At 57.0% G+C, this 22,077-nt stretch carries 20 protein-coding genes; 3 read left to right on the forward strand and 17 right to left on the reverse strand.

Annotated features, from left to right (window positions below):
- Positions 1-85: 85 nt before the first annotated feature.
- Positions 86-1,288, forward strand: coding sequence for an acetate/propionate family kinase (locus CLR77_RS16155; protein WP_097461727.1), 1,203 nt, complete (start codon positions 86-88; stop codon positions 1,286-1,288).
- 11 nt (positions 1,289-1,299) lie between these two features.
- A complete protein-coding gene (gene pta / locus CLR77_RS16160) occupies positions 1,300-3,480 on the forward strand; it encodes a phosphate acetyltransferase (RefSeq protein ID WP_097461728.1) in 2,181 nt (726 codons plus the stop codon).
- 14 nt (positions 3,481-3,494) lie between these two features.
- On the opposite strand, the gene der is transcribed toward pta, so the two are convergent.
- The 13 genes from der to CLR77_RS16225 form a co-directional block, all read right to left on the reverse strand.
- A complete protein-coding gene (gene der / locus CLR77_RS16165; RefSeq protein ID WP_097461729.1) occupies positions 3,495-4,907 on the reverse strand; it encodes a ribosome biogenesis GTPase Der in 1,413 nt (470 codons plus the stop codon).
- A gap of 9 nt (positions 4,908-4,916) precedes the next feature.
- On the reverse strand, positions 4,917-6,083 hold the full coding sequence (bamB, locus tag CLR77_RS16170; protein ID WP_097461730.1) for an outer membrane protein assembly factor BamB: 1,167 nt from the start codon (positions 6,081-6,083) through the stop codon (positions 4,917-4,919).
- Positions 6,083-6,733 (reverse strand): YfgM family protein, encoded by a 651-nt coding sequence (locus tag CLR77_RS16175; RefSeq protein ID WP_097461731.1) that lies wholly within the window; start codon positions 6,731-6,733, stop codon positions 6,083-6,085. Before CLR77_RS16175 ends, bamB begins: the two co-directional genes overlap by 1 nt.
- 41 nt (positions 6,734-6,774) lie before the next feature.
- On the reverse strand, positions 6,775-8,088 hold the full coding sequence (gene hisS / locus CLR77_RS16180) for a histidine--tRNA ligase (protein WP_097461916.1): 1,314 nt from the start codon (positions 8,086-8,088) through the stop codon (positions 6,775-6,777).
- 67 nt (positions 8,089-8,155) lie between these two features.
- Positions 8,156-9,271, reverse strand: coding sequence for a flavodoxin-dependent (E)-4-hydroxy-3-methylbut-2-enyl-diphosphate synthase (gene ispG / locus CLR77_RS16185; protein ID WP_097461732.1), 1,116 nt, complete (start codon positions 9,269-9,271; stop codon positions 8,156-8,158).
- A 106-nt stretch (positions 9,272-9,377) separates the two neighbouring features.
- Positions 9,378-10,406: a RodZ domain-containing protein gene (locus CLR77_RS16190; protein ID WP_097461733.1), complete on the reverse strand. Its 1,029-nt coding sequence runs from the start codon at positions 10,404-10,406 to the stop codon at positions 9,378-9,380.
- Positions 10,399-11,178, reverse strand: a complete 780-nt coding sequence (gene pilW / locus CLR77_RS16195) for a type IV pilus biogenesis/stability protein PilW (RefSeq protein ID WP_227519958.1) — start codon at positions 11,176-11,178, stop codon at positions 10,399-10,401. Before pilW ends, CLR77_RS16190 begins: the two co-directional genes overlap by 8 nt.
- Positions 11,179-11,244: 66 nt before the next feature.
- On the reverse strand, positions 11,245-12,354 hold the full coding sequence (gene rlmN, locus CLR77_RS16200) for a 23S rRNA (adenine(2503)-C(2))-methyltransferase RlmN (RefSeq protein WP_097461734.1): 1,110 nt from the start codon (positions 12,352-12,354) through the stop codon (positions 11,245-11,247).
- Positions 12,355-12,417: 63 nt separating this feature from the next.
- Positions 12,418-12,849, reverse strand: coding sequence for a nucleoside-diphosphate kinase (gene ndk, locus CLR77_RS16205; RefSeq protein ID WP_097461735.1), 432 nt, complete (start codon positions 12,847-12,849; stop codon positions 12,418-12,420).
- 86 nt (positions 12,850-12,935) lie between these two features.
- Positions 12,936-14,114: an IscS subfamily cysteine desulfurase gene (locus tag CLR77_RS16210; protein ID WP_097461736.1), complete on the reverse strand. Its 1,179-nt coding sequence runs from the start codon at positions 14,112-14,114 to the stop codon at positions 12,936-12,938.
- 91 nt (positions 14,115-14,205) lie between these two features.
- Positions 14,206-14,682 (reverse strand): Fe-S cluster assembly transcriptional regulator IscR, encoded by a 477-nt coding sequence (gene iscR, locus CLR77_RS16215; RefSeq protein WP_097461737.1) that lies wholly within the window; start codon positions 14,680-14,682, stop codon positions 14,206-14,208.
- A 58-nt stretch (positions 14,683-14,740) separates the two neighbouring features.
- Positions 14,741-15,526, reverse strand: a complete 786-nt coding sequence (cysE, locus tag CLR77_RS16220; protein WP_097461738.1) for a serine O-acetyltransferase — start codon at positions 15,524-15,526, stop codon at positions 14,741-14,743.
- A gap of 113 nt (positions 15,527-15,639) precedes the next feature.
- Entirely contained in the window at positions 15,640-16,467 is an 828-nt protein-coding gene (locus tag CLR77_RS16225; RefSeq protein ID WP_097461739.1) for an RNA methyltransferase, read from the reverse strand.
- A 214-nt stretch (positions 16,468-16,681) separates the two neighbouring features.
- Between CLR77_RS16225 and CLR77_RS16230 the strand changes: the two genes are divergently transcribed.
- A complete protein-coding gene (locus tag CLR77_RS16230; protein ID WP_097461740.1) occupies positions 16,682-17,488 on the forward strand; it encodes an inositol monophosphatase family protein in 807 nt (268 codons plus the stop codon).
- Between the two features lie 56 nt (positions 17,489-17,544).
- Here the strand turns inward: CLR77_RS16230 and secF are convergent, their stop codons facing one another.
- From secF to tgt, 4 genes are all read right to left on the reverse strand, one after another.
- A complete protein-coding gene (secF, locus tag CLR77_RS16235; RefSeq protein WP_097461741.1) occupies positions 17,545-18,492 on the reverse strand; it encodes a protein translocase subunit SecF in 948 nt (315 codons plus the stop codon).
- Between the two features lie 47 nt (positions 18,493-18,539).
- Entirely contained in the window at positions 18,540-20,393 is a 1,854-nt protein-coding gene (secD, locus tag CLR77_RS16240) for a protein translocase subunit SecD (protein WP_097461742.1), read from the reverse strand.
- A 75-nt stretch (positions 20,394-20,468) separates the two neighbouring features.
- Positions 20,469-20,741 (reverse strand): preprotein translocase subunit YajC, encoded by a 273-nt coding sequence (yajC, locus tag CLR77_RS16245; RefSeq protein ID WP_406564966.1) that lies wholly within the window; start codon positions 20,739-20,741, stop codon positions 20,469-20,471.
- A 202-nt stretch (positions 20,742-20,943) separates the two neighbouring features.
- On the reverse strand, positions 20,944-22,068 hold the full coding sequence (gene tgt, locus CLR77_RS16250; RefSeq protein ID WP_097461744.1) for a tRNA guanosine(34) transglycosylase Tgt: 1,125 nt from the start codon (positions 22,066-22,068) through the stop codon (positions 20,944-20,946).
- Positions 22,069-22,077 lie beyond the last annotated feature (9 nt).

A 22,077-nucleotide genomic window follows, 5' to 3' on the forward strand; every position in this document is an offset into this window, starting at 1 on the left:
GCACGGTGATTTCCTCGCAGGGCGCTGGTCAGTTCGGCGCCCGCATCGCTACAATCGAAACTGATTTCGCTTGGGAGTTTCCTGGATGGCTGGGCCTCTATTGGTCGTAAATTCCGGCAGTTCTTCATTGAAGCTGGCGCTGTTTAAGGACGATCTGGAAACACCTGTAGTATCCGCCCTGGCCGAACGCCTGGGCACCCGGGAGGCCAGGGCCGTGCTGAAGGACGCAGCCCGCACCACGATCCCCCTTCCAGAGCAGGCCGGTCACCATGCAGCTGTCGAGGCACTGGTCAGCACCCTGCATCGCCTGGAATGGTTGCCCAACGCTCCAAGGGGGATCGGGCACCGGGTGGTGCATGGCGGAGAGCGCTTCAAGGCATCAGCACGGATCGACGCCTCGGTCGCCGCCGACATCGAAGCCTGCGCAGCCTTGGCCCCACTGCATAACCCGGCCAATCTGGAAGGGATTCACCTCCTTCAGACCCTGTTCCCAAATACCCCCCAGGTGGCGGTATTCGATACGGCCTTCCACCAAACGCTTCCCGAACATGCCTATCTTTACGCGCTGCCACGAGAGTGGTACGAGCGGTGCGGCGTGCGCCGTTATGGGTTTCATGGAACCAGTCACCTCTACATTCTGCAACAGACCGCAAAAAGACTGGGCAAACCCCCTGAAGAAACCTCACTGATCTCTGCCCACCTCGGCAATGGCTGTAGCGTCGCGGCAATAGCAAACGGGCGCAGTCGGGATACCAGCATGGGATTCACACCCCTTGAAGGCCTGGTTATGGGCACGCGAAGTGGCGATATTGATCCTGGTCTCTTCGACCTGTTCAGGCGCGAGGGACTCCAATCGGATCAGATCACCGCCCTGCTGAACCATCAAAGCGGCCTCCTGGGTCTTTCTGGCTTGAGCAACGATATGCGCACGCTGGTTGAGGCCGAACGTGACGGGCATACCGGTGCCAAAGTCGCGATCGGCGTTTTCTGCTTTCGGCTGGCGCGTTATATCGGCGCAATGATGAGCTCGCTCGAACAGCTGGATGCGCTGGTCTTCACCGGGGGAATTGGCGAGAACAGTCCAGAGGTGCGGAAGCGCACCCTCTCCCACCTAAAGCTCCTGGGGTTCGACGTCGACGAAACATCCAATGCCGACCATGGCCACCAACGCGCGGGCGCCATCCATACTGGCGGCAGCCGCCGGATACTGGTAATTCCCACCAACGAAGAAAGCATTATCGCCCGGGACACGCAGTATTTTCTCGACAGCGATAACCGACACAGTTAACGACAAGGTAGATGGCCGTGGTCAAGAACCTGTATATCGCCCCAACCGGACTGCATTCCGGGCTCACCTCGGTGTGTCTGGGCCTGGTACGTGCGCTGGACCATATCGGCGTGCGCGTCGGCTTCTTCAAACCGATTGCGCAGAAAGTGGACCAGCGCGATGCCGAGGACCGCTCGATTGACTTCATCCGGGCAAGAACCAACCTGATTCCGCCAGCCCCCCTGTCGCTCAAGCACGCCCAGTCGCTGATCAATCGGGGGCAGTCAGACCTATTGATGGAAGAAATCATCGCCCTGTACCAGAAGGTCGCTGAAGACGTCGATGTCGTGGTCGTTGAGGGGCTGGTTCCCAACCAAAGCGAGACCTATACCGCCCGCCTCAACGTCGATGTCGCCCGCAACCTGAACGCTGACGTCATTCTGGTCAGCGCTCCCCAGCAGCGCACGCCCGCGGAACTGGACGAATGGCTGGAATTCTCTGCCCGCCTCTATGCGGCACCTCGCGACCCGAATGTTATCGGCTGTATCCTGAACCGTGTGAGTGAGCCCGACCACAACCCGCTGATCCCTACCAGCATCGAGGAAGATCCCCGCGCTGCGAATTATCGCCAGCAATGTAAGGTCTTTACCGAAGAACGCCTGCGGCTGATCGGGGAAATCCCCTGGCAGCCGGAGCTGCTGGCACCCCGGATGCAGGATATTGCCGATTATCTCAATGCGAAAATACTTCATAGCGGGCAATTGAAGACGCGCCGGGTGCAACGGGTATCCGTGTGTGCCCGCACCATTCCCAACATGGTTGAAACGCTGAAACCCGGAACCCTGCTGGTTGTCCCCGGCGACCGCGAGGACATCATACTGGCAACCGCGTTGGCGGCGTTGGGCGGCATTCCCCTGGCGGGACTGCTACTCACCGGCGACCTGATACCGGATGCCCGCACCATCGCCTTCTGTCGCAGCGCGCTGGAAACCGGCCTCCCGGTACTGCAAACCGGCATGAATACCTACATGACGGCCCAGAATCTCGCCAGCATGCCGGATGAAGTGCCAGCAGACGATCACCACCGCATCGAACAGGTTATGGAGTACGTCGCATCGCGCATCGACGTACAGTGGTTGAAGTCGCGCCTCAGCATCAATCGCGAACCCCGACTTTCACCGCCGGCATTCCGCTACTTGCTTTCCCAGCGGGCGCGAGCCGCCAACAAGCGAATCATTCTACCCGAGGGGGATGAACCGAGAACCGTTCAGGCGGCGGTCACCTGCCATGAGCGAGGACTCGCTCGCTGCGTCCTCGTTGGCAAGCGTCATGCCATCGAGACGGTAGCCGCAAAGCAAGGGCTTACCTTACCGGGTGAGCTGGAAATCGTGGACCCGGACGAAGTCCGTCGGCGCTATATCGATCCCATGGTCGCACTGCGCCGCCACAAGGGTCTCACGCCGGATATGGCCGCCGCTCAACTGGAAGACAACGTTGTATTGGCCACCATGATGGTTGCACTGGACGAGGTCGACGGGCTGGTTTCCGGCGCCGTGCACACCACAGCCAACACGATCCGCCCCGCGCTGCAATTGATCAAGACCCACGCCAATGCCCGAGTGGTTTCGTCGGTATTCTTTATGTGTCTGCCGGAACAGGTGCTGGTCTACGGCGACTGCGCCGTCAACCCCGACCCCAACGCGGAAGAACTGGCGGACATTGCCATTCAGAGCGCCGAATCGGCTGAGAATTTTGGGATAACTCCACGTGTTGCCATGATCAGCTACAGCACAGGTGAGTCTGGAAGTGGTGAGGAAGTCGAAAAAGTCCGTAAGGCAACACGCCTGGCCCAGGAGCGCCGACCGGATTTGCTGATCGATGGGCCGCTTCAGTATGACGCAGCTGCAATTGAAAGTGTTGCCCGAACCAAAGCGCCTGGCAGCCCTGTAGCGGGCCATGCCACAGTCTTTGTCTTCCCTGACCTGAATACGGGAAACACCACTTACAAGGCCGTGCAGCGCAGTGCCAACGTCATCAGTATCGGCCCTATGCTGCAGGGGTTGAAAAAGCCCGTCAACGATCTATCGAGAGGGGCTTCGGTCGACGATATTGTCTTCACTATCGCCCTCACCGCGGTTCAGGCAGAGCAGCCCCACCAGTCTGCAGGACAAGCCGCAGAACCACGACAAGTAACCTTGAGCCAGAAGGATTAGGAAAAAGCGCCCGTTTAGCGACGCTTTTCCTTACGTCGAGTCTTCTTGACGTGCTTCATAAGGCGCGCTTTCTTCTGCTGCTGACGCGGGGTCAATTTGTTCACGCGACCGGCGTACGGGTTTTCGCTGGACTTGAACTCAAACCGGATCGGCGTACCCACCACCTTAAGCACATCTCGGAAACGGTTTTCCAGGTACCGCTTGTAGGAGGCAGACAAGGATTCCGTCTGATTTCCATGCACAATAACCAGCGGCGGATTCGAGCCCCCCTGGTGCGCATAACGCAATTTGATACGGCGTCCGTTCACCATGGGCGGCTGATGCTGACTCACCACATCCTGCAGCAGCGTTGTCAGCCGGTTTGTAGGCCATTTGGCCATGGCTGACTGATAGGCTTCTTCGACGGAAGCATAAAGGTCGCCAACACCCGAACCGTGGAGCGCGGAGATAAAGTGGGTGCGGGCATAGTCGATAAAGTCCAGGCGCCGCTGAAGCTGGGTTTTCACGGCCGCACGGTCATCCGGATCCATGCCATCCCATTTGTTGACTGCCAGCACCAGCGCTCGACCTGCATCGAGCACAAAGCCCATCAAATGCAGGTCCTGATCCACCAACCCTTCGCGGGCGTCGATCACGAGAACCACGACATGCGCATCGTCGATCGCCTGCAGTGTCTTGATAATAGAAAACTTTTCGACCGTTTCCTTGATATTCTTACGACGACGTACGCCTGCCGTGTCGATCAACGTATATTCTTTTCCCTGGCGCTCAAAGGGAATATAGATGCTATCGCGTGTGGTGCCCGGCATATCGAACACCACCACTCGCTCCTCACCCAGCATCCGATTGACCAGGGTGGATTTGCCCACATTCGGTCGCCCTACCACCGTCACCCGTATACCGGACGGCGTCGCCTCCGGTTCAGCCTCTTCGTTCTCCGACTGAGCCAACAGCTCCTCGAGCATGGAGCGCACACCACGGTTCTGAGAGGCCGCAATAGTGAAGACCGACTGGAATCCCAACTGGTGGAAATCTGCGCCGGCAACGTCAGGATCAAGGCCATCCGTCTTATTGATGACGAGGTGCGCCTCTTTACCGGAGCGACGCAGTTGGTCTGCGATGTGCAGGTCACCCGGCGTAAGCCCGGCACGCGCATCGACCAGGAACAAAACGACCGAGGCCTCGTCGACCGCTTGCAGGGACTGCCGCGCCATAGCGGCGTCTATGCCGACTTCGTCGCCGGTAATACCACCCGTGTCGATGACGATGAAGCGCTGGTTTTCATAAGCGCCTTCCCCGTATTTCCGATCCCGGGTCAATCCCGAAAGATCGGCGACCAGTGCATCCCGGGAGCGGGTCAACTGGTTAAAAAGGGTGGATTTGCCGACGTTGGGCCGGCCCACCAGAGCAATTACGGGTATGGTCATCTATATCCACTACTTCAGTTCGCGCAGGCGGTAGGCGACCAATTCGCCACCATTGCCATACACGTAGATCAAACCGTTTTTCGGTATTACGGAGACGCGAAGGCCATCATCGTCCACTTCCTTACGCCCCACGATGGAACCGTCCAACTGGGAGAGGATATGGAGATATCCCTCGAAGTCACCGACCAGAATATAGCTGCCAGACGTAACCGGCGCCGTCAACTGACGGTACTTGAGCTTGGATTGGGTCCACACCTTCGCCTTGGAATACAGGTTGTAGGCTTCCACCCGGCCATCGGCCGTCGATAGGTAAAGGTTGCCCAGGCCGAGCTCAGGCGACTCAAGACTTGAGGCTTTCTGGCTCCACAGCTCCTGACCAGTTTGCAACGCCAGCTCCGCCACCTTCCCCTGATAGCCAACGACATAGATCTTGCCGTCCTTGACCAGCGGCGCGCCATCAATATCGACCAGACGTTCAAGTTCAGTCCGCCCATTGGGAACACCAACGGTGTACTGCCACAGAACGGTACCATTGTTCGCATCGAGCGCGACAAGATCGCCGTTAGCCAATGCCGCCAGGACGGTATCACCAGTGACATAAGGCTGGGCTGTCCCGCGAAAACTCAAAACAGGAACGACGCTGTCATACTCCCAGCGCTTCTTGCCTTCCTTCGCGGCATACGACAGAACCTTGCCATCGATCGTCTGCACAACCACGCTGTCGCCATTACTTTGGGGTGCCGCCAGCACTTCGTCGGGAAGATCCCGGCGCCAGACTTCCTTGCCGTCTTTACGACTCAGGGCCAACAACTGCCCCGACTCCGTAACCACATAAAGCTGGTTATCGTCCGCACCCACACCCGCGATAATTTTCGTATCCAGATCGCGGTCCCAGATTTCGTCGCCTTTATCCGCCGTCAGCGCCTCCAGCTCGCCGTCAGCAGAGACTGCGAAGACCTCTTTGTCGGTGATGTAGGGCTTGAGAAACAGCAGTTGTCCACTATCGCCGTTGCCGATCGACTCGTCCCAGACGGACTTGAGTTCAACCTTGGCTTTGATGTCCGTCAGCGGCGTAGGTTGCTCGAACGTCTCGTCAGAGCTGCAACCACTCAGCGCGGTAAGCCACAGTCCACCCAGAAGCAGCCCAATCAGGGATAGTGGGGCGAGACGGCGCATCAGCTCCCCTCCGCGCCGGCGAGATCCGACAGTTTCAGGTCCAGGATCGGAGACGGTGTATCGCCTGCTGCCTTGCGCGCCGCCTTATAGGCCGCTATCGCCTCACTCGTCTTACCCTGACTCTTCAGGATGTCGCCTTCCAGCTCCTTATAACTCGCAGCAAAACTGCCCGGGTCTTTGATTTCCTGCAGCGTATTCAAAGCGGCGTCGGGCTTGTTGGCAGCAAACTGTGCACGGGCCAGTCGCTCGTCCACAACGAGACGTAACGGATCTTTCTCGCCAACATGCTTTTGCGCCCACGACAGGCTGTCCAGTGCCTTGTCAAACTGCTTCTGCTGGACCTGCTCCTTGGCCATCAGCAAGTTGGCAAATACCGTGTAAACGCTACTGCCGTAGTCCTTGCGCATCTGTGAGGCGATAAAATCCATACTCGACATGCGCTTCTTGCTATCGTCATTATTCAGCGCATCCAGCATATCGTTGAAATGCGAAGCCGCTGCTGCCCGCTGATTGGCCTGGTGGTTCTGCCACCCTTTCCAGCCAAAGACGATAGCCAGAGCCAAAGCAACACCGACCAGCAGTGAACCGCCGTTTTTCTTCCACCAGTTCTTGAGAGCCTCTAGTTGTTCTTCTTCAGTGCGATAATCCACGTTTTAACTCCAATCCCAACATTCGATCCGGGTAACTGCGTTTACAGGCGGAGCTCATTATCCGCATCTGCTTGCCCTTGGCCAAGAAACTCTTTTAGCACATCCGCCAGTGCGTCCAACTGAACCGTCGCCTGTTGCCTGTCGTCACGCAGCGGTTTCACCGTAACACTGGCGTTCGCCAATTCGTCCTCGCCCAATACCAGGGCCACTTTGGCACTGCTACGATCCGCCTTTTTCATCTGGCTCTTGAAACTACCGCCGCCCGTATGGCAGACAACCGAAGCCTCCGGAAAGCTGCTTCGCAGCGACTCGGCCAGCAAAAACGCCTTGCGTCCTGCCTCATCCCCCATCGCGATAAGGTAGACGTCCGCATCGTTATTGACGCCCGCCGGCACAGAGCCCACCGTTTCCAGTAACAGAATCAACCGCTCAACGCCCATCGCGAAGCCCACTCCGGGAGTGGGTTTCCCCCCCAGCTGCTCCACCAGGCCATCGTAGCGACCACCTGCACAGACGGTGCCCTGGGCTCCCAGGCTGTCAGTAACCCACTCGAAGACGGTCTTGCCGTAATAGTCAAGACCGCGCACGAGGCGCGGATTAACCGTGTAGGGAATCCCGGCAGCATCCAGCAGCGTCCGCAATCCCGCAAAGTGCTCGCGGGACAGGTCATCCAGGAAGTCCGTCAGCACAGGGGCATCGGCCAGAATGGCCTGGGTCTGCGAATCCTTGCTGTCCAGGACTCGCAACGGATTCGTCGTCAGGCGGCGGCGACTGTCTTCGTCGAGCCGGTCTTCGTGCTGTTTCAGATACCCTACCAAGGCATCCCTGTATGCGCCGCGAGCTTCCGGTGTTCCCAACGAGTTCAGCTGCAGGGTGACATGGGAATCCAGTCCCAACACACGCCAGAGTCGCGCCGTCATCAATAGGAGCTCAGCGTCGATGTCCGGGCCGGTCATGCCGAAACATTCCACACCCAGTTGGTGAAACTGACGATAACGCCCCTTCTGCGGCCGCTCGTGCCGGAACATCGGCCCCGCATACCACAGTTTCTGTGTCTGGTTGAACAGCAGACCGTGTTCCTCGGCCGCCCGCACACAACCAGCGGTTCCTTCCGGGCGCAGCGTCAGGCTGTCGCCATTACGGTCCTCGAAGGTATACATTTCCTTTTCGACAATATCGGTCACTTCGCCGATGGAGCGTTTAAACAATTCCGTCTGCTCGACGATCGGCATCCGGATTTCCTGATACCCGTAGGAGCGGAAAACCCGGCGAACGGTGGACTCCAGATACTGCCAGATAGGCGTCTGGTCGGGCAGAATATCATTCATGCCCCGTATGGCTTGGATACGTGCCAACTTCAAAACCCTTTTCAATCAATTGAGATCATGGGAAAAATGCGATAGCCGTCAAACAAGCGCCAGATCAGTTCCCGCGCGCGATAATCGCTTCTTCCTGCGTCTTTCGTTTGTCGACCTCAGCCCGGATCAGCCGTTCCAGGCTATCGACCAGCCCTTCGTTTTCCAGCTTCTGATTCGGTTCACCGCTGAGATAGAGCAGATTCTTCGGCGTTCCGCCGGTGAGGCCGATATCCGCCTCACGCGCTTCGCCGGGCCCGTTCACCACGCAGCCGATAATCGCCACATCCAAAGACGTATTGATATCTTCAAGGCGACCTTCGAGTTCATTCATGGTCTGTATGACATCAAAGTTCTGCCGCGAGCAGCTCGGACAGGCGATAAAGTTGATACCACGGCTTCTCAAACGCAGCGAGCGCAGCATATCCCAACCGACTTTAACCTCCTGCACCGGATCTGCGGCCAGGGATATCCGTATGGTATCGCCGATGCCATCCATCAGGAGAGCGCCGAGACCGATGGCAGACTTGACCGTGCCGGAGCGGAACCCTCCCGCCTCCGTGATCCCCAGGTGCAGAGGCTGCTCTATCTGGCCCGCGATCTGGCGATAGGCCGCCACCGTCATAAAGATGTCCGACGCCTTCAGGCTTACCTTGAAGTTCTGAAAGTCGTGGCGATCAAGGATATCGATATGCCGCATCGCCGACTCGACCAGCGCCGCCGGTGTCGGCTCGCCGTATTTCTTCTGCAGGTCCTTTTCCAGCGATCCCGCATTCACACCGATCCGGATCGGGATGCCATTATCCCTTGCGGCATCGATAACCGCCTTGACCCGGTCTTCCCGACCGATATTGCCAGGATTGATGCGCAGGCAATCCACGCCATACTCGGCGACCTTGAGTGCGATCCGGTAGTCAAAATGTATATCCGCCACCAATGGCACATTTGCCTGGGCACGAATCTTGGCGAAGGCCTCTGCCGCCTCCATGGACGGTACCGAAACGCGCACGATGTCCGCACCCGCCTCTTCGAGACGGCGAATCTGATCGACCGTAGCGGCCACATCGCAGGTTTCGGTATTGGTCATGCTTTGTACCGCAATCGGTGCATCACCACCGACCGGCACGTTGCCGACCATGATCTGACGTGAGCGACGTCGTTGAATCGGAGATTCGTAGTGCATAACCTTATGAACCCAGTGGGATGACTCGCGTGAATAAGATGTGACTGTCTAGCAGGTAACGCCGCAGGCGTCGACTGGCGCCGCCCACCTTACCCGGCCAGACACATTACTTGCCCAGGACGAACTCGGCACGATGGCCTGGCGCGGGGTACTTCGACAAATCCATGGTCTTACCGTTAAAACTCAAACTGGACACTCCACCGACCGCCCCCAGGACGATCTTGAACGGCCCATGTCCCGCGTAATGCAGCATATCACCGTTACGTTTCAACGCGGCAACAACCCGGTTGCCCGCACCATTGGTTACCTCGACCCAACAATCGCCTGAAAAAGTCATGGTCAGCGTATCGACCGGCCCGGGCGCCGGCTCAGGCTTTCCCGAAGAGACCTCCGTTGCAGGCTGGTCTGCCGCTGCCGAAGCAACCGTCGCCGCCTGAGGCGTCGCCGCCGATGACGGGGGCGTGTGCGTAGCAGCGGTTCCGGCTTGTGCAGCCCCTTCCCCTGCATCGGCATTCTGACTTGATGCAGCCGTGTCAGCCGGTTGATCCGGCGCTGTTACAACGCCACTTTCCGCAGGTGTTGCCACCGGACTTGCCTCTGCCGTGGAATTCGTGGCTTCCGGAGAGGGCTTCGTCGGCGCAGGCGGCGGTTCACTGGCCGGCGCCGGTTGGCTGTTCGGTACTGGCTGGGATCTTGGCAAAAACAGGTGCGTTCGACCGGAAAACTCCGTGAATACCAAGCCAGCCGCCAGCAGGAAAAGAATAACGACCAGACTGCGCGCCCATTTTTGGCGACGCCCTTTTGCCCTTTCGATCTGCTCCAGTGGATGCTCCACGCTCCTCTGGTCATCAGCCTCACGAAACACCCCGAGCTCCTCATCCAGAGAGGCCAGTAAAGGGGCTTCGCTCAATGACATATGACGCGCATAGGATTTGACATAGCCGCGCAGGAACAACTCGCCAGGCACCTGCCGGTAATCACCCTCTTCGATCGCCATTACAATGGAAGGACGCAGATGCAGGCTATCCGCGACTTCCCTGACCGACAATCCCTTCGCCTCCCTGGCATTTCTCAGGATACGCCCGGTCTCTCCCGCGACCGGTGAGTTGTCTGGCTTGGACGCTGCATCACTCATGGGAAATCAAGGCCTTGTATTGCTTGTATTCTTCTGATTTTGGGTAGAGGTTTCGGAGAAGTAAAGCGAGGCTGGCTTCGCGGTCGGCGTCGTTGAAATGTCGTGCAATCCTGATGCTGACCCAGAGTGCATCCGCGGAGGGCTGGATCTTGGGCGAAGCACTGATAAGGTCGTTCATCTGCAGATTATAGCGCCGAGCTTCGGTATAGCGATTGCTTGCCAGCAACGCCTTGGTCAACCCCAATAGGGCCGGAATATTCTGGCGGTTGATCCCCAACGCCTTACGAAAATCCTGAATAGCCTCTTCCTGACGCCCAATCTTTTCCGCACAGCGGCCCAAGTTGGTATAAACCAGGCTACGATCGGGAAAAGTAACATCCTGCGCCGCGCGACTGAACTGGTCGTAACAGTCCTGATAACGCCCACGGGCATAAAGGAAGGCGCCGTAGAACGTGCGCCCGCGCGTGTAGGAAGGATCGGAATCAATGGCTTTTTCGAAGGACTGCTCCGCCAGATCAGGTTCATCCTGAATCTGATACAACAACCCCATTCCAGCCAACGCACCGGCGCTGTTGCCATTGATGGTCAGCGCTTTCTGGAAATGCTGCCGGGCCAGATCGTAATTACCCTGTTGGGTATAGGCGAGTCCCAGCTGGACATAATCCTTTACCGCCTGCGCCTTGTTTTCCTTACGGGTAAAAATGCTATTCGTCGTCGTTACGCAGCCTCCGAGCATTGCAAGGAGCAATAGGCCCACCCACCAACGTCTCACTGAATAGCACTCCTTAATGTCTGCCGGTTCCCCGGACCCCGCCGTCAGGTTGAGTCGGCGAATGGCTCATCCCACCTGTTGGACGGCAATGTATTTTTGACTACGTCGTGTACGGTCCTCGAATTGACCGACAAGCTGTCCGCACGCCGCGTCAATATCGTCCCCACGAGGGGTTCTAATGGTACCGACGTACCCTGCATGACTGAGGATTGCCTGAAACGCACGCACCCGTTCCATCGAGGGTCGCTGGAAGGTACTTTCCGCAAAGGGATTGAACGGAATCAGGTTAATCTTGCACGGCACGTTGCGCAGCAGCTTTACCAATTGGCGCGCATGTTCCGGCTTATCGTTCACCCCATCAATCAGCGTATACTCTATTGTCACCTTGCGCTTATCCGCCAACTTGTCCAGATAACGCCTTGTGGCAGCCAGCAATTCGGCAATAGGATACTTGCGATTCAGGGGGACCAGCGTATCGCGCAGCTCATCATTAGGGGCATGCAGCGATATGGCAAGTGACACATCCGTAATATCGCCCAGACGGTCCAGCGCCGGCACGACACCGGCCGTGCTCAGGGTGACCCGACGCTTGGAAATACTGTATGCCCAGTCATCCATCATCAGGCTCATGGCATCGACGACGTTGTCGAAGTTGAGCAAAGGCTCCCCCATCCCCATCATCACCACGTTGGTAATCGGCCGCTCCTTGTTGCGGTCGTAAGGCATGAAGGATTTCATAGCAACCCATACCTGACCGATAATTTCTGCGGCTGACAGGTTACGGTTAAAGCCTCTCTTTCCGGTAGAACAAAAAGTGCAGTCGAGGCTGCAGCCGATCTGTGAGGATACGCAAAGCGTCGCGCGCTGCCCATCCGGAATCAGAACCGTTTCAACGCTGTTGCCCGCCGACATCTGCATAACCCACTTCCGCGTGCCGTCCTGGGAAATATTATGATAGACGACCTCCGGAGCACGGATTTCGGCAACTTCCGCCAGCTTTTCCCGCAGCACCTTACTGACGTTGGTCATTTCATCGAAGTTGTCCACGCCTCGCTGGTGAATCCACTGGATGACCTGCGATGCCCGGAAACGCTTCTCGCCCAGGGACTCGAAAAACGCCTCCATACGGGCTCTGGACAAGCCCAACAGATTGACTTTCTCTACCCCGGAATTCATGACACAACCCTCATTTCATAATCCTGTGTGGGCGGAGCCAGAAACCCCGCCCTCTACCCTCAATTAAACGTTACGTGGGCAGATTTCTTTGTCGCTGAAGAAATAGGCCACTTCACGCTCAGCGGAAGCGGTGGAATCAGAGCCGTGCACGGCGTTCGCATCGATGGATTGAGCGAAATCGGCGCGAATGGTTCCCGGAGCCGCTTCTTTCGGATTGGTGGCACCCATCAGGTCACGGTTCTTGAGGACGGCACCTTCACCTTCCAGCACCTGAACCATCACCGGACCGGAGGTCATGAACGCAACCAGATCACGGAAGAAAGGACGCTCCTTGTGTTCCGCATAAAAGCCTTCGGCCTGCTCTTGCGTCAGGTGCTGCATTTTCGCTGCAACGATGCTCAGACCCGCCTTCTCGAAGCGGCTGTAAATCTCGCCGATGACATTCTTGGCGACAGCATCGGGCTTGATAATAGAAAGGGTGCGCTCAACAGCCATTACGATTCTCCAATGGTTGGGTTTGCATCAAATAAACTAAACCCGCGATTATACGCGGGTCCGTGACAAAGTCATACCAACACGATCTATTGCGCTCGCGCCCTTCGCCGGTGCGAAGCCTCCCTGAGGCGTGGCACCATCTCCGATACTTGAGCAATGGCAAACTCAATCTCTTCGTCCGTCGTAAAACGGCCGACCGAAAAGCGAAGGGAGGCATGCGCCAATTCATCCGACAAGCCCATCGCCCGCAATACGTAAGACGGCTCCAGCGACGCTGACGAGCACGCCGATCCGGACGATACCGCCAGGTCACGCAACCCCAGCATCAGAGATTCTCCGTCCACATCTGCAAACGCAAAGTTGGCGATACCCGGCACCCGCTGCTCGGCGTGACCGTTAAGGGTCACACCACCAATTGCCAGAAAACCTTCAACCAGCCTTTGCCGAAGCGCCGTCAGACGCGCCATTTCATCCGACAACGCTTCACTCGCGATCTCGAATGCCTTACCCATGCCCGCGATCTGATGCGTCGGCAGCGTACCCGAGCGCATACCACGCTCATGTCCACCGCCGTGCATTTGCGCCTCGATACGTAACGACGGCGAGCGACGAACGTACAGGGCACCAATGCCTTTAGGGCCGTATACCTTATGCCCAGAAAAGGACATCAGGTCGACAGCGATCGCATCCAGGTCTACGGGAATCTTACCGGCACTCTGGGCAGCGTCGACATGAAAAGCGATTCCCCTTTCCCGCAGAGCCGCGCCAATGGCAGCAATATCGGTAATCACGCCAGTCTCATTGTTCACGTGCATCAGGCTGACCAGGATGGTATCCGGCCGCACAGCCGCAAGCACTTGCTCCAGCTGGATGACGCCATCGCCCCCCGGGACCAGGTATGTCACTTCAAACCCCTGGAGCTCAAGCCAGCCGCAAGTGTCGAGAACAGCCTTATGCTCGATCTGCGACGTGATGATGTGGCGCCCTTCGGCCTGGCGCGCCATTGCCAACCCCTTGATCGCCAGGTTGTCGGATTCGGTCGCACCGGAAGTCCAGACAATCTCGCGGGGATCGCAATTCACCAGATCGGCCACCTGTTTGCGCGCAGCCTCAACTGCCGCTTCGGCTTGCCAGCCATAGCCGTGAGAGCGCGAAGCCGGGTTCCCGAAGACGCCACCGAGCGTCAGGAAACCGGTCAGACATTCCGCCACCCGAGGATCAACGGGCGCCGTTGCGGCATAATCGAAATAAATGGGCTTTTTCATCAGTTCAGCGTCATTCCGTCAAGAAGTGCCGAAAATTGCGGTTTGCTGGAGGACGCGGCACCGCAGCGCAACCGCCGCATCGAAGGAGGACTCAGTTACTGGCAGGCGAAGCCTCGATGGTTCGCGTCTGCTGCCGCTGATTCTGTCGGGCAGCCACGATCTGTATCTCACGCTTTTTCATCAGATCCGCAAGACTGATCGTGCTCAGGAATTCATGGATTTGGTTACTAAGGTCAGACCAAAGGTGATGTGTCAGACATTTTTCGCCGCTCTGGCAATCGCCCTTGTTCCGGCAACGCGTCGTATCCAGGGACTCATTAACCGCATCCACGACCTGTGCCACATAGATCTGGGTGTCGGGGCGGTTCAACTGGTAGCCGCCCCCCGGACCACGCACACTCCGCACCAGACGTTCTCGACGCAATTTGGCAAACAACTGCTCCAGGTAAGACAGGGAAATACCCTGTCGCTGGGAAATGTCCGCCAGACTGATTGGCCCTTCCTGCGCGTGCAAAGCCAAGTCCAACATGGCCGTGACCGCGTAGCGCCCCTTAGTAGTCAATCGCATCGCTGATGCTAATCCCCTTCTGTTTGTCGGGAAATTATCATTTTTCCGACAAAAACAGTCAAGTATTAGGCGGCGAAGTCTCGTCCTCCTCGACCTTCACGCAGTCGAAATCCTCGTCGCGAATCGGCGGTAACGCGCCGTTACGGTATTCAGAATCCACACGCTGCAGGGCCTTGCACATACTTTCAATGCGCGAGTCCACGGCATGCATGTGATCCAACATGCTGCGGATGGCGCGGGCAACAGGATCCGGCATCTCTTCACTGAGCCCATAGGCGTCGAATCCGATCTTGCGCTCCATATCCTTACGACGCTCTTCGTCAGGAGGCGGCGTCTTGACGATAATTCGTCCGGGGATGCCCACAACGGTAGCGCCATCGGGAACGTTCTTGGTCACCACCGCATTGGAACCGATCTTTGCATTGGCACCGATATCCAATGGCCCCAAAACCTTGGCGCCGGCGCCCACAACAACACCGTCGCCAAGCGTGGGATGCCGTTTCCCCTTGTTCCAACTGGTTCCCCCAAGGGTAACCCCCTGATACAAGGTAACATCGTCGCCAATCACGGTGGTTTCCCCAATGACCACACCCATGCCGTGATCGATAAAGAACCGGCGACCGATTACCGCACCCGGATGGATTTCGATCCCGGTCAACCAACGACTGAAGGTAGACAGGGTCCTGCCCAGCCATTTGAGATCTGCCCGCCATAAGCGATGCGCGGCACGGTGAATCAACAGCGCGTGCAGGCCGGGATAGTTTGTCAAAACCTCAAAGGTGTTGCGGGCAGCCGGGTCACGATGAAATACGCTTGATACATCTTCCCGAAGACGCTCGAACATAACGATAGTGTCCCCTGTGGTTCTCGATAGCCGTAAATTTTGAAAGCTGGCGGCTCAGCGCATGATGCTTCATGACGGGAGCCGGCAAATGACGTCATCCTGCAATGAACGACTCAAGAGTCGGACGGAGACTCGCCCGAAGACCGTCCCGGTGACGCCGGGCTCGGCTCCGGAGTCCGCTGCTGGATATTCGTCAGCATGCCACGCAATATATTGATTTCCATACGGTCCAACTGCGCTCGTTGATAAAGCCGACGCAGCCGCGTCATCAGTTGCCTGGGGTTATCCGGATCGTGGAACTCGATACGAATCAAGGTCTTTTCGAGGTGATCCAGAAAGCCGTCCACTTCCTGCACCGTCGCCGCCTCCATATCCCAACCGGCGTCCTGCGGAGACAATATAGGTCGTGTCAATTCCGCATCCTGCGGTTGTTCGCTTTCCCGCAGGTGCACCTTACGCAGTTCGTAAGCCAGAATCTGTACCGCCATGGCCAGATTCAGCGAACTATAATCCGGATTGGCCGGGATATGCACATGGTAATGACAGCGCTGCAACTCCTCATTGCTCAACCCCCGGTCCTCCCGGCCGAACAACAATGCCACCGGCCCTTTATCGATCCACTCGCGGGCGATGCCGACACCTGCCTCGGGGTCGACAACCGGCCAAGTCAGTCGCCGGTTACGGGCGCTTGCCCCCATAACCATGACACAGTCTTGAAGTGCTTCATCCAGCGACGTGCAAATTCGAGCTTCACTCAACAGGTCCAACGCACCAGATGCGCGGCGCTCTGCGGCCGGATCGGGGTATTTCCCGGGGTTGACCAGGTAAAGATTCCGCAGCCCCATGTTTTTCATGCCCCGAGCCACCGCGCCGATATTCCCGGGATGCGAGGTTTCCATCAGGACAATACGAAGGTTGTCCCAGAGTTGCGGTGCCGTCATGTCTCTTCCATTCCCAACGGGTAAATCATAGCGCTATCGCCAAATCAGAAAGGCTCGCATGTTAACAGATCTGTGCCTTCGGGCCAGAGATCGCTCCACCCAGATCACAAATAGCCGGGTTATACGGGAAAACCCGACGCAGGATCTTTCGAGACTGTCGCTAATTTCTGTTATCATAGCGCGCCCCTCCGTTACCAATCGAATGGCGACACTGATGCAACCAGCGATCAAAATGGCCTTGCGCATTGCAAGACAAAGCAGCGATTTTCTGAAAAACCAGTTCGAACGGCATGAACTGCTTGCACCGACCGGTGACGCTGCCGCAAAACAGCTCGCCTCCCTGGAGAAGTCGATCTATGTGAACTGCACAGAACAGTTGCAGCGCGCCTACAAAGATCACTATATCGCTCCTGCAGGCGACGCTGATGCCTTAGAGCATCTGCAAAGCTGGCATATTTTCCCACTACTGGGAGCGAACAACTTCATTCGCGGACTTCCGGATTTTGCTCTTGCACTCATGCAGAAGCAGCGAAATCGCGCGGAACACCTGGTGCTGATCAACCCAATCACACAGGAAGAGTTCACGGCGAGTCGAGGCTATGGCGCCGCCGTGAACAGCCGCCGCATGCGCGTCTCCGCCGCCCGCACATTGGAAGAGGCGTTTTGTGCCACACACATCAGCAGCGGCATGTTGAAGCGACTCAAGGATCCGACATCCTGGGGTGAACTGTGCGTGGATTTGAGCCAGCAATGCCTGACCGTACGCCAATCAAACTGTCCTTCGCTGGATATCGCCCGCGTCGCATCCGGCCAAATGGATGTATTGGTGCATGCCGGGCTCTCAGCCTTTGACGTCTCGGTAGGCAACCTGCTGGCTAATGAATCCGGCGCCCTGTCCGGCGACTTTGTTGGCGGTCCAGCCAACGAAAGCGGACATCAGCTCGTCATTGCCAACAGCAAACTGTTCAAGGAAACCAGTCGACTCCTGCACCGATTCCGCGGCCGCCTGAATCCGAACTGAACAAAAGCCAAAGCAAAAAAGCGCCCTGATTCGGGCGCTTTTTTTTTGACTTGCCGTTACATCCGGTTTAACCAGTCGGGCGGCTGCTCCTCTTCTCCGTTCGCACCTTCCTTCACCGGCACCAACAAATCTTCCCTGGTCACCTTCATACCCACCAGCATATTCGCAGCAACGTAGATGGAAGAATAGGTACCGACGATGGTGCCGATGATCATTGCCGTAGCAAACCCGTGGATCATCTTTCCGCCAAAGAAGAAGAGTGCAATAAGCACCACCATGACCGTGCCAGACGTATTCAAAGTACGCGTCAGCGTCTGGTTGATCGAGATGTTGACGATCTCGGCCGCATCCCCTTTACGCAACCGCCGGAAATTCTCCCGGATCCGGTCTGCAACGATGATGGTGTCGTTCAGGGAATAACCGATAATCGCCAGAATAGCCGCCAACACCGTCAGGTCGAAAGTCCACTGGAACACCGAAAAGAAGCCCAGGATAACGATAACGTCGTGAACCAGAGGAACCACGCCGGCAATACCGAACTTGAACTGGAAGCGCATGGCGACATACACCGCCACAACAGCCAGCGCGAGAAGGATCGCCAGACCGCCATCCTCTTTCAGCTGACTCCCAACCTGGGCTCCCACATATTCAGCGCGGGTCAGTGTCACCTTGTCCTGATAGGCATTCAGTATGCCCAAGACCCGGGTGACCAGCTTCTCATCGTACTTTGCCGAGAGGCGAACCAACACGGACTTATCGGTCCCGAAATTCTGAACCACCGCATCCTCGAAACCGGCTTTCGCCAATTCCTGACGGACATTGGCCAGATCCGGCGCCTTATCGTAGGCGACCTCGATCAGCGTGCCGCCCGTGAAATCCAACCCAAGCGCCAGGCCCCGAGTCGCCAGACTCACCGCCGAGATCAGCACGAGAGCAATAGACACCACAGTGAATATGTGGCGCAAGTTCATGAAATCTATGTTGAACTTTGTCTTTTCAACCATGAGTTAATCCTTTCAGCATTACGCCTGTCATACGGTCTACAACTCTGTCAGATCGACAACTTCTCAACCCGACGACCGCCATAAATGGCATTCACAATGGCTCGACAGACAGTAATCGCTGTAAACATCGAGGTTACGATACCAATAGACAACGTCACAGCGAAGCCTTTCACCGGACCTGTGCCCACCGCGAACAGAATGATGGCTGCAAGCAACGTGGTCACGTTGGAGTCGAAAATCGACACGAAAGCCCGACTGTAACCAGCATTGATCGCAGACTGCGGTGGCAGTCCGGCCCGCAACTCTTCCTTTATACGCTCAAAAATCAGAACGTTCGCATCTACCGCCATACCCAAGGTCAGAACAATACCCGCAATACCCGGTAGCGTGAGCGTCGCCGTCAGGATCGACATACAGGCGACGATCAGCGCAGCGTTACAGAGCAACGCAATATTGGCGACCAGACCGAAGAAACGGTAGAAAAAGATCATATAGAGGAAGACAAAAGCGAAGCCCATCAGTGCAGACTTCACACCGGCATCGATATTTTGCTTGCCAAGGCTGGGACCAACCGTCCGCTCTTCAACAAAATACATCGGCGCCGCCAGAGAACCGGCGCGCAAGAGAAGCGCAAGCTCGGAGGCTTCCTGGATGGAATCGAGACCGGTAATCCGGAACTGGCTACCCAGTACGGATTGAATGGTTGCCAGGTTGATGATGTGTTTTTCCGTCTTCCGCGTATGAACGATTTCAGTCTTGCCGTTCACCTGCTTCTCGTGCGTTTCCATCTTCGTTTCGATGTATAGCACGGCCATCCGGCGACCCACTGCGTGACTGGTCACGCGCGTCATCATCTCACCGCCCTGGGCATCCAGCGTGATATTTACCTCGGGGCGACCATTCTCATCGAACGACTGCTTGGCATTGGAGACATTGTCGCCCGTAGCGATGACATCGCTCTCCAACGTCGCGGACCGGCTGGGATTATCACGGAACGTGAAGACCTGCGTTTGCGAGGAAGGCTCGTCCGCCTTGGCCTCCAAACGGAACTCCAGGTTTGCAGTAGCGCCCAGAATCCGCTTGGCCTGGGCTGTATCCTGAATACCCGGCAGCTCGACAACAATTCGATCGCGCCCCTGACGCTGCACCAACGGCTCAGCAACGCCCAGTTCATTGACCCGGTTACGCAGCGTGGTGAGGTTCTGCTCGACGGCATAGTCCTGAATATCACGAACAGCCTTTTCCGTCAGGGCCAGCGTCAATGTCAGCAATTTGCCGTCCTGGCCCTGACTGAACAGAAACTCGTTGTAATGTTGCTTGAGATAGCTTTCAGCCTGATCGCGTTCAGCGGCATTACGAAAATCCAATACGATACGGTTATCCGCCTGGACGTTTCCGCCACGATACCGGATACGCTCCTCGCGCAGACGACGCTTCATCTCGCTGGCGTAGACGTCCAGCTTCTGCTGAATCGCCTTATCCATATCGACCTGCATCAGGAAGTGAACGCCCCCCCTCAGGTCAAGACCCAGTTTCATCGGTGTCGCACCCAGCGATTTCAGCCAGGCCGGCGTCGTTTCCGCCAGATTGAGAGCGACCAGATAGTTATCGCCCAATGCGGCCTGCACCACGGATTTGGCCTTCAACTGAGCGTCAGCATCCTTGAAACGGATGGTCAGGCTGTCTTTGCCAAGGTGCGGGTTATGGAAAGCGATATGGGCCTGATTGAGCGCATCGGTCGCCGTCTTCATGACACTGTTATCGACGGCCGTGGTACTGCGCTGGCCGGAAATCTGAACGGCGTAATCATCGGGGTAAAAATTGGGGAGCGCGTAAATGATGGCGACGAGAACCGCCACGATTACGAGCAGGTTTTTCCAGAGCGGATACTTGTTTAACATGCGGTGCCCTGTGTCGAGCCAGTCCAACAAAGCGAAGCGGGCACCGAACTTTCCAGTTGGGTGCCCGCGCGGTATTTAGATATCTTTTATTGTGCCTTTGGGCAGAGCGGCTGTTACCGCCACTTTCTGCACCTTTACTTCAACCTTTTCGGCAACTTCCAGAACAATAAAGTCGTCCGTCACCTTGACGATCCGGCCGATCATGCCGCCGGACGTTACAACTTCATCGCCCTTCGACAGGCCACCCATCAGGTTTTTATGCTCTTTGGCACGCTTGGCCTGGGGGCGCCAGATCAGCAGGTAAAAGATGACGATAAAACCGGCGAAGAAGATCACATTGGTGATCATCCCTGGCCCTTGGGGCGCCGGAGCACCCGCCGCAAATGCCTGCAGCGGCAGCAGGGTTGCGAGCAGGCCTGTCATCAGCTTGCGCAGTACTGTCATGAAGGGTCTCCATTCAGATCACAAAAAACAGGTTAAAAGAATGCGGGTGCGCCCATGATCCATCCCACCAGAGCCTATAGGTCCGGTTTTGCGGAAATTATCATCGTTATTGGGCGGCAGGCAGCGGCGGAACCGTTTCCCCTCGCTGTCCATAGAACCGTTCAACAAAGTGGGACAATGTACCTTCTTCAATTGCCCCACGCAATCCAGCCATAAGATTCTGATAATACCGAAGGTTATGGATGGTCCCCAGTTGTGACGCCAGCATCTCGCCACAACGGTCCAGATGGTGCAAGTAGCCCCTCGACATATGACGGCAGGTATAACAATCACACTCGTCATCAAGCGGCGCGGTATCAAAGCGGTGCTTGGCATTTCGAATCTTCACCACCCCATGACGCGTAAACAGGTGACCATTACGGGCGTTACGTGTCGGCATCACGCAATCGAACATATCCACACCGCGCCGCACCGCTTCGACAATATCCTCCGGCTTACCGACCCCCATAAGGTAGCGGGGACGGTCGGCAGGCATCGCCGGCGTCAAATGTTCCAGGACATGCATCATTTCCGGCTTGGGCTCGCCGACAGAAAGACCGCCAATGGCATAGCCGTCGAAGCCGATCTCCTGCAAACCTTCCAACGAACGCATGCGCAAGTCCGGATACATCCCCCCCTGAACAATACCGAACAGGGCCGAAGGGCTGTCACCATGGGCCGCTTTGCTTCGGGCCGCCCAACGCAGTGATAGCTCCATCGAAGCCGCTGCCTCCTTCACTGTGGCAGGATACGGGGTGCATTCATCGAAAATCATGACAATGTCGGAACCCAGCTTACGCTGGACCATCATGGAGATTTCCGGTGACAGCTCCACGGGCGAACCGTCTACCGGCGACTTGAAGCGGACACCAGACTCGGTGATTTTTCGCAAGTCGCCCAAACTGAAAACCTGGAAGCCGCCAGAATCCGTCAGGATAGGCCCCTGCCACTGCATAAAATCGTGCAGGTCGCCATGCGCCTCGATCACATCGGTACCGGGGCGCAGCATCAAATGAAAGGTATTGCCGAGAATGATCTGGGCGCCGATCTCGTGGATGTCCCTGGGCAACATGCCCTTAACCGTACCGTAGGTACCGACAGGCATAAAGGCCGGCGTTTCCACGACACCGCGAGGGAACGTCAGGCGACCACGCCGCGCGGCCCCTTCCTGAGTCAGACATTCAAACTGCATGAAGCAGGT

Source organism: Mangrovitalea sediminis, from assembly GCF_002514725.1.
GTDB lineage: Bacteria > Pseudomonadota > Gammaproteobacteria > Pseudomonadales > Oleiphilaceae > Mangrovitalea > Mangrovitalea sediminis.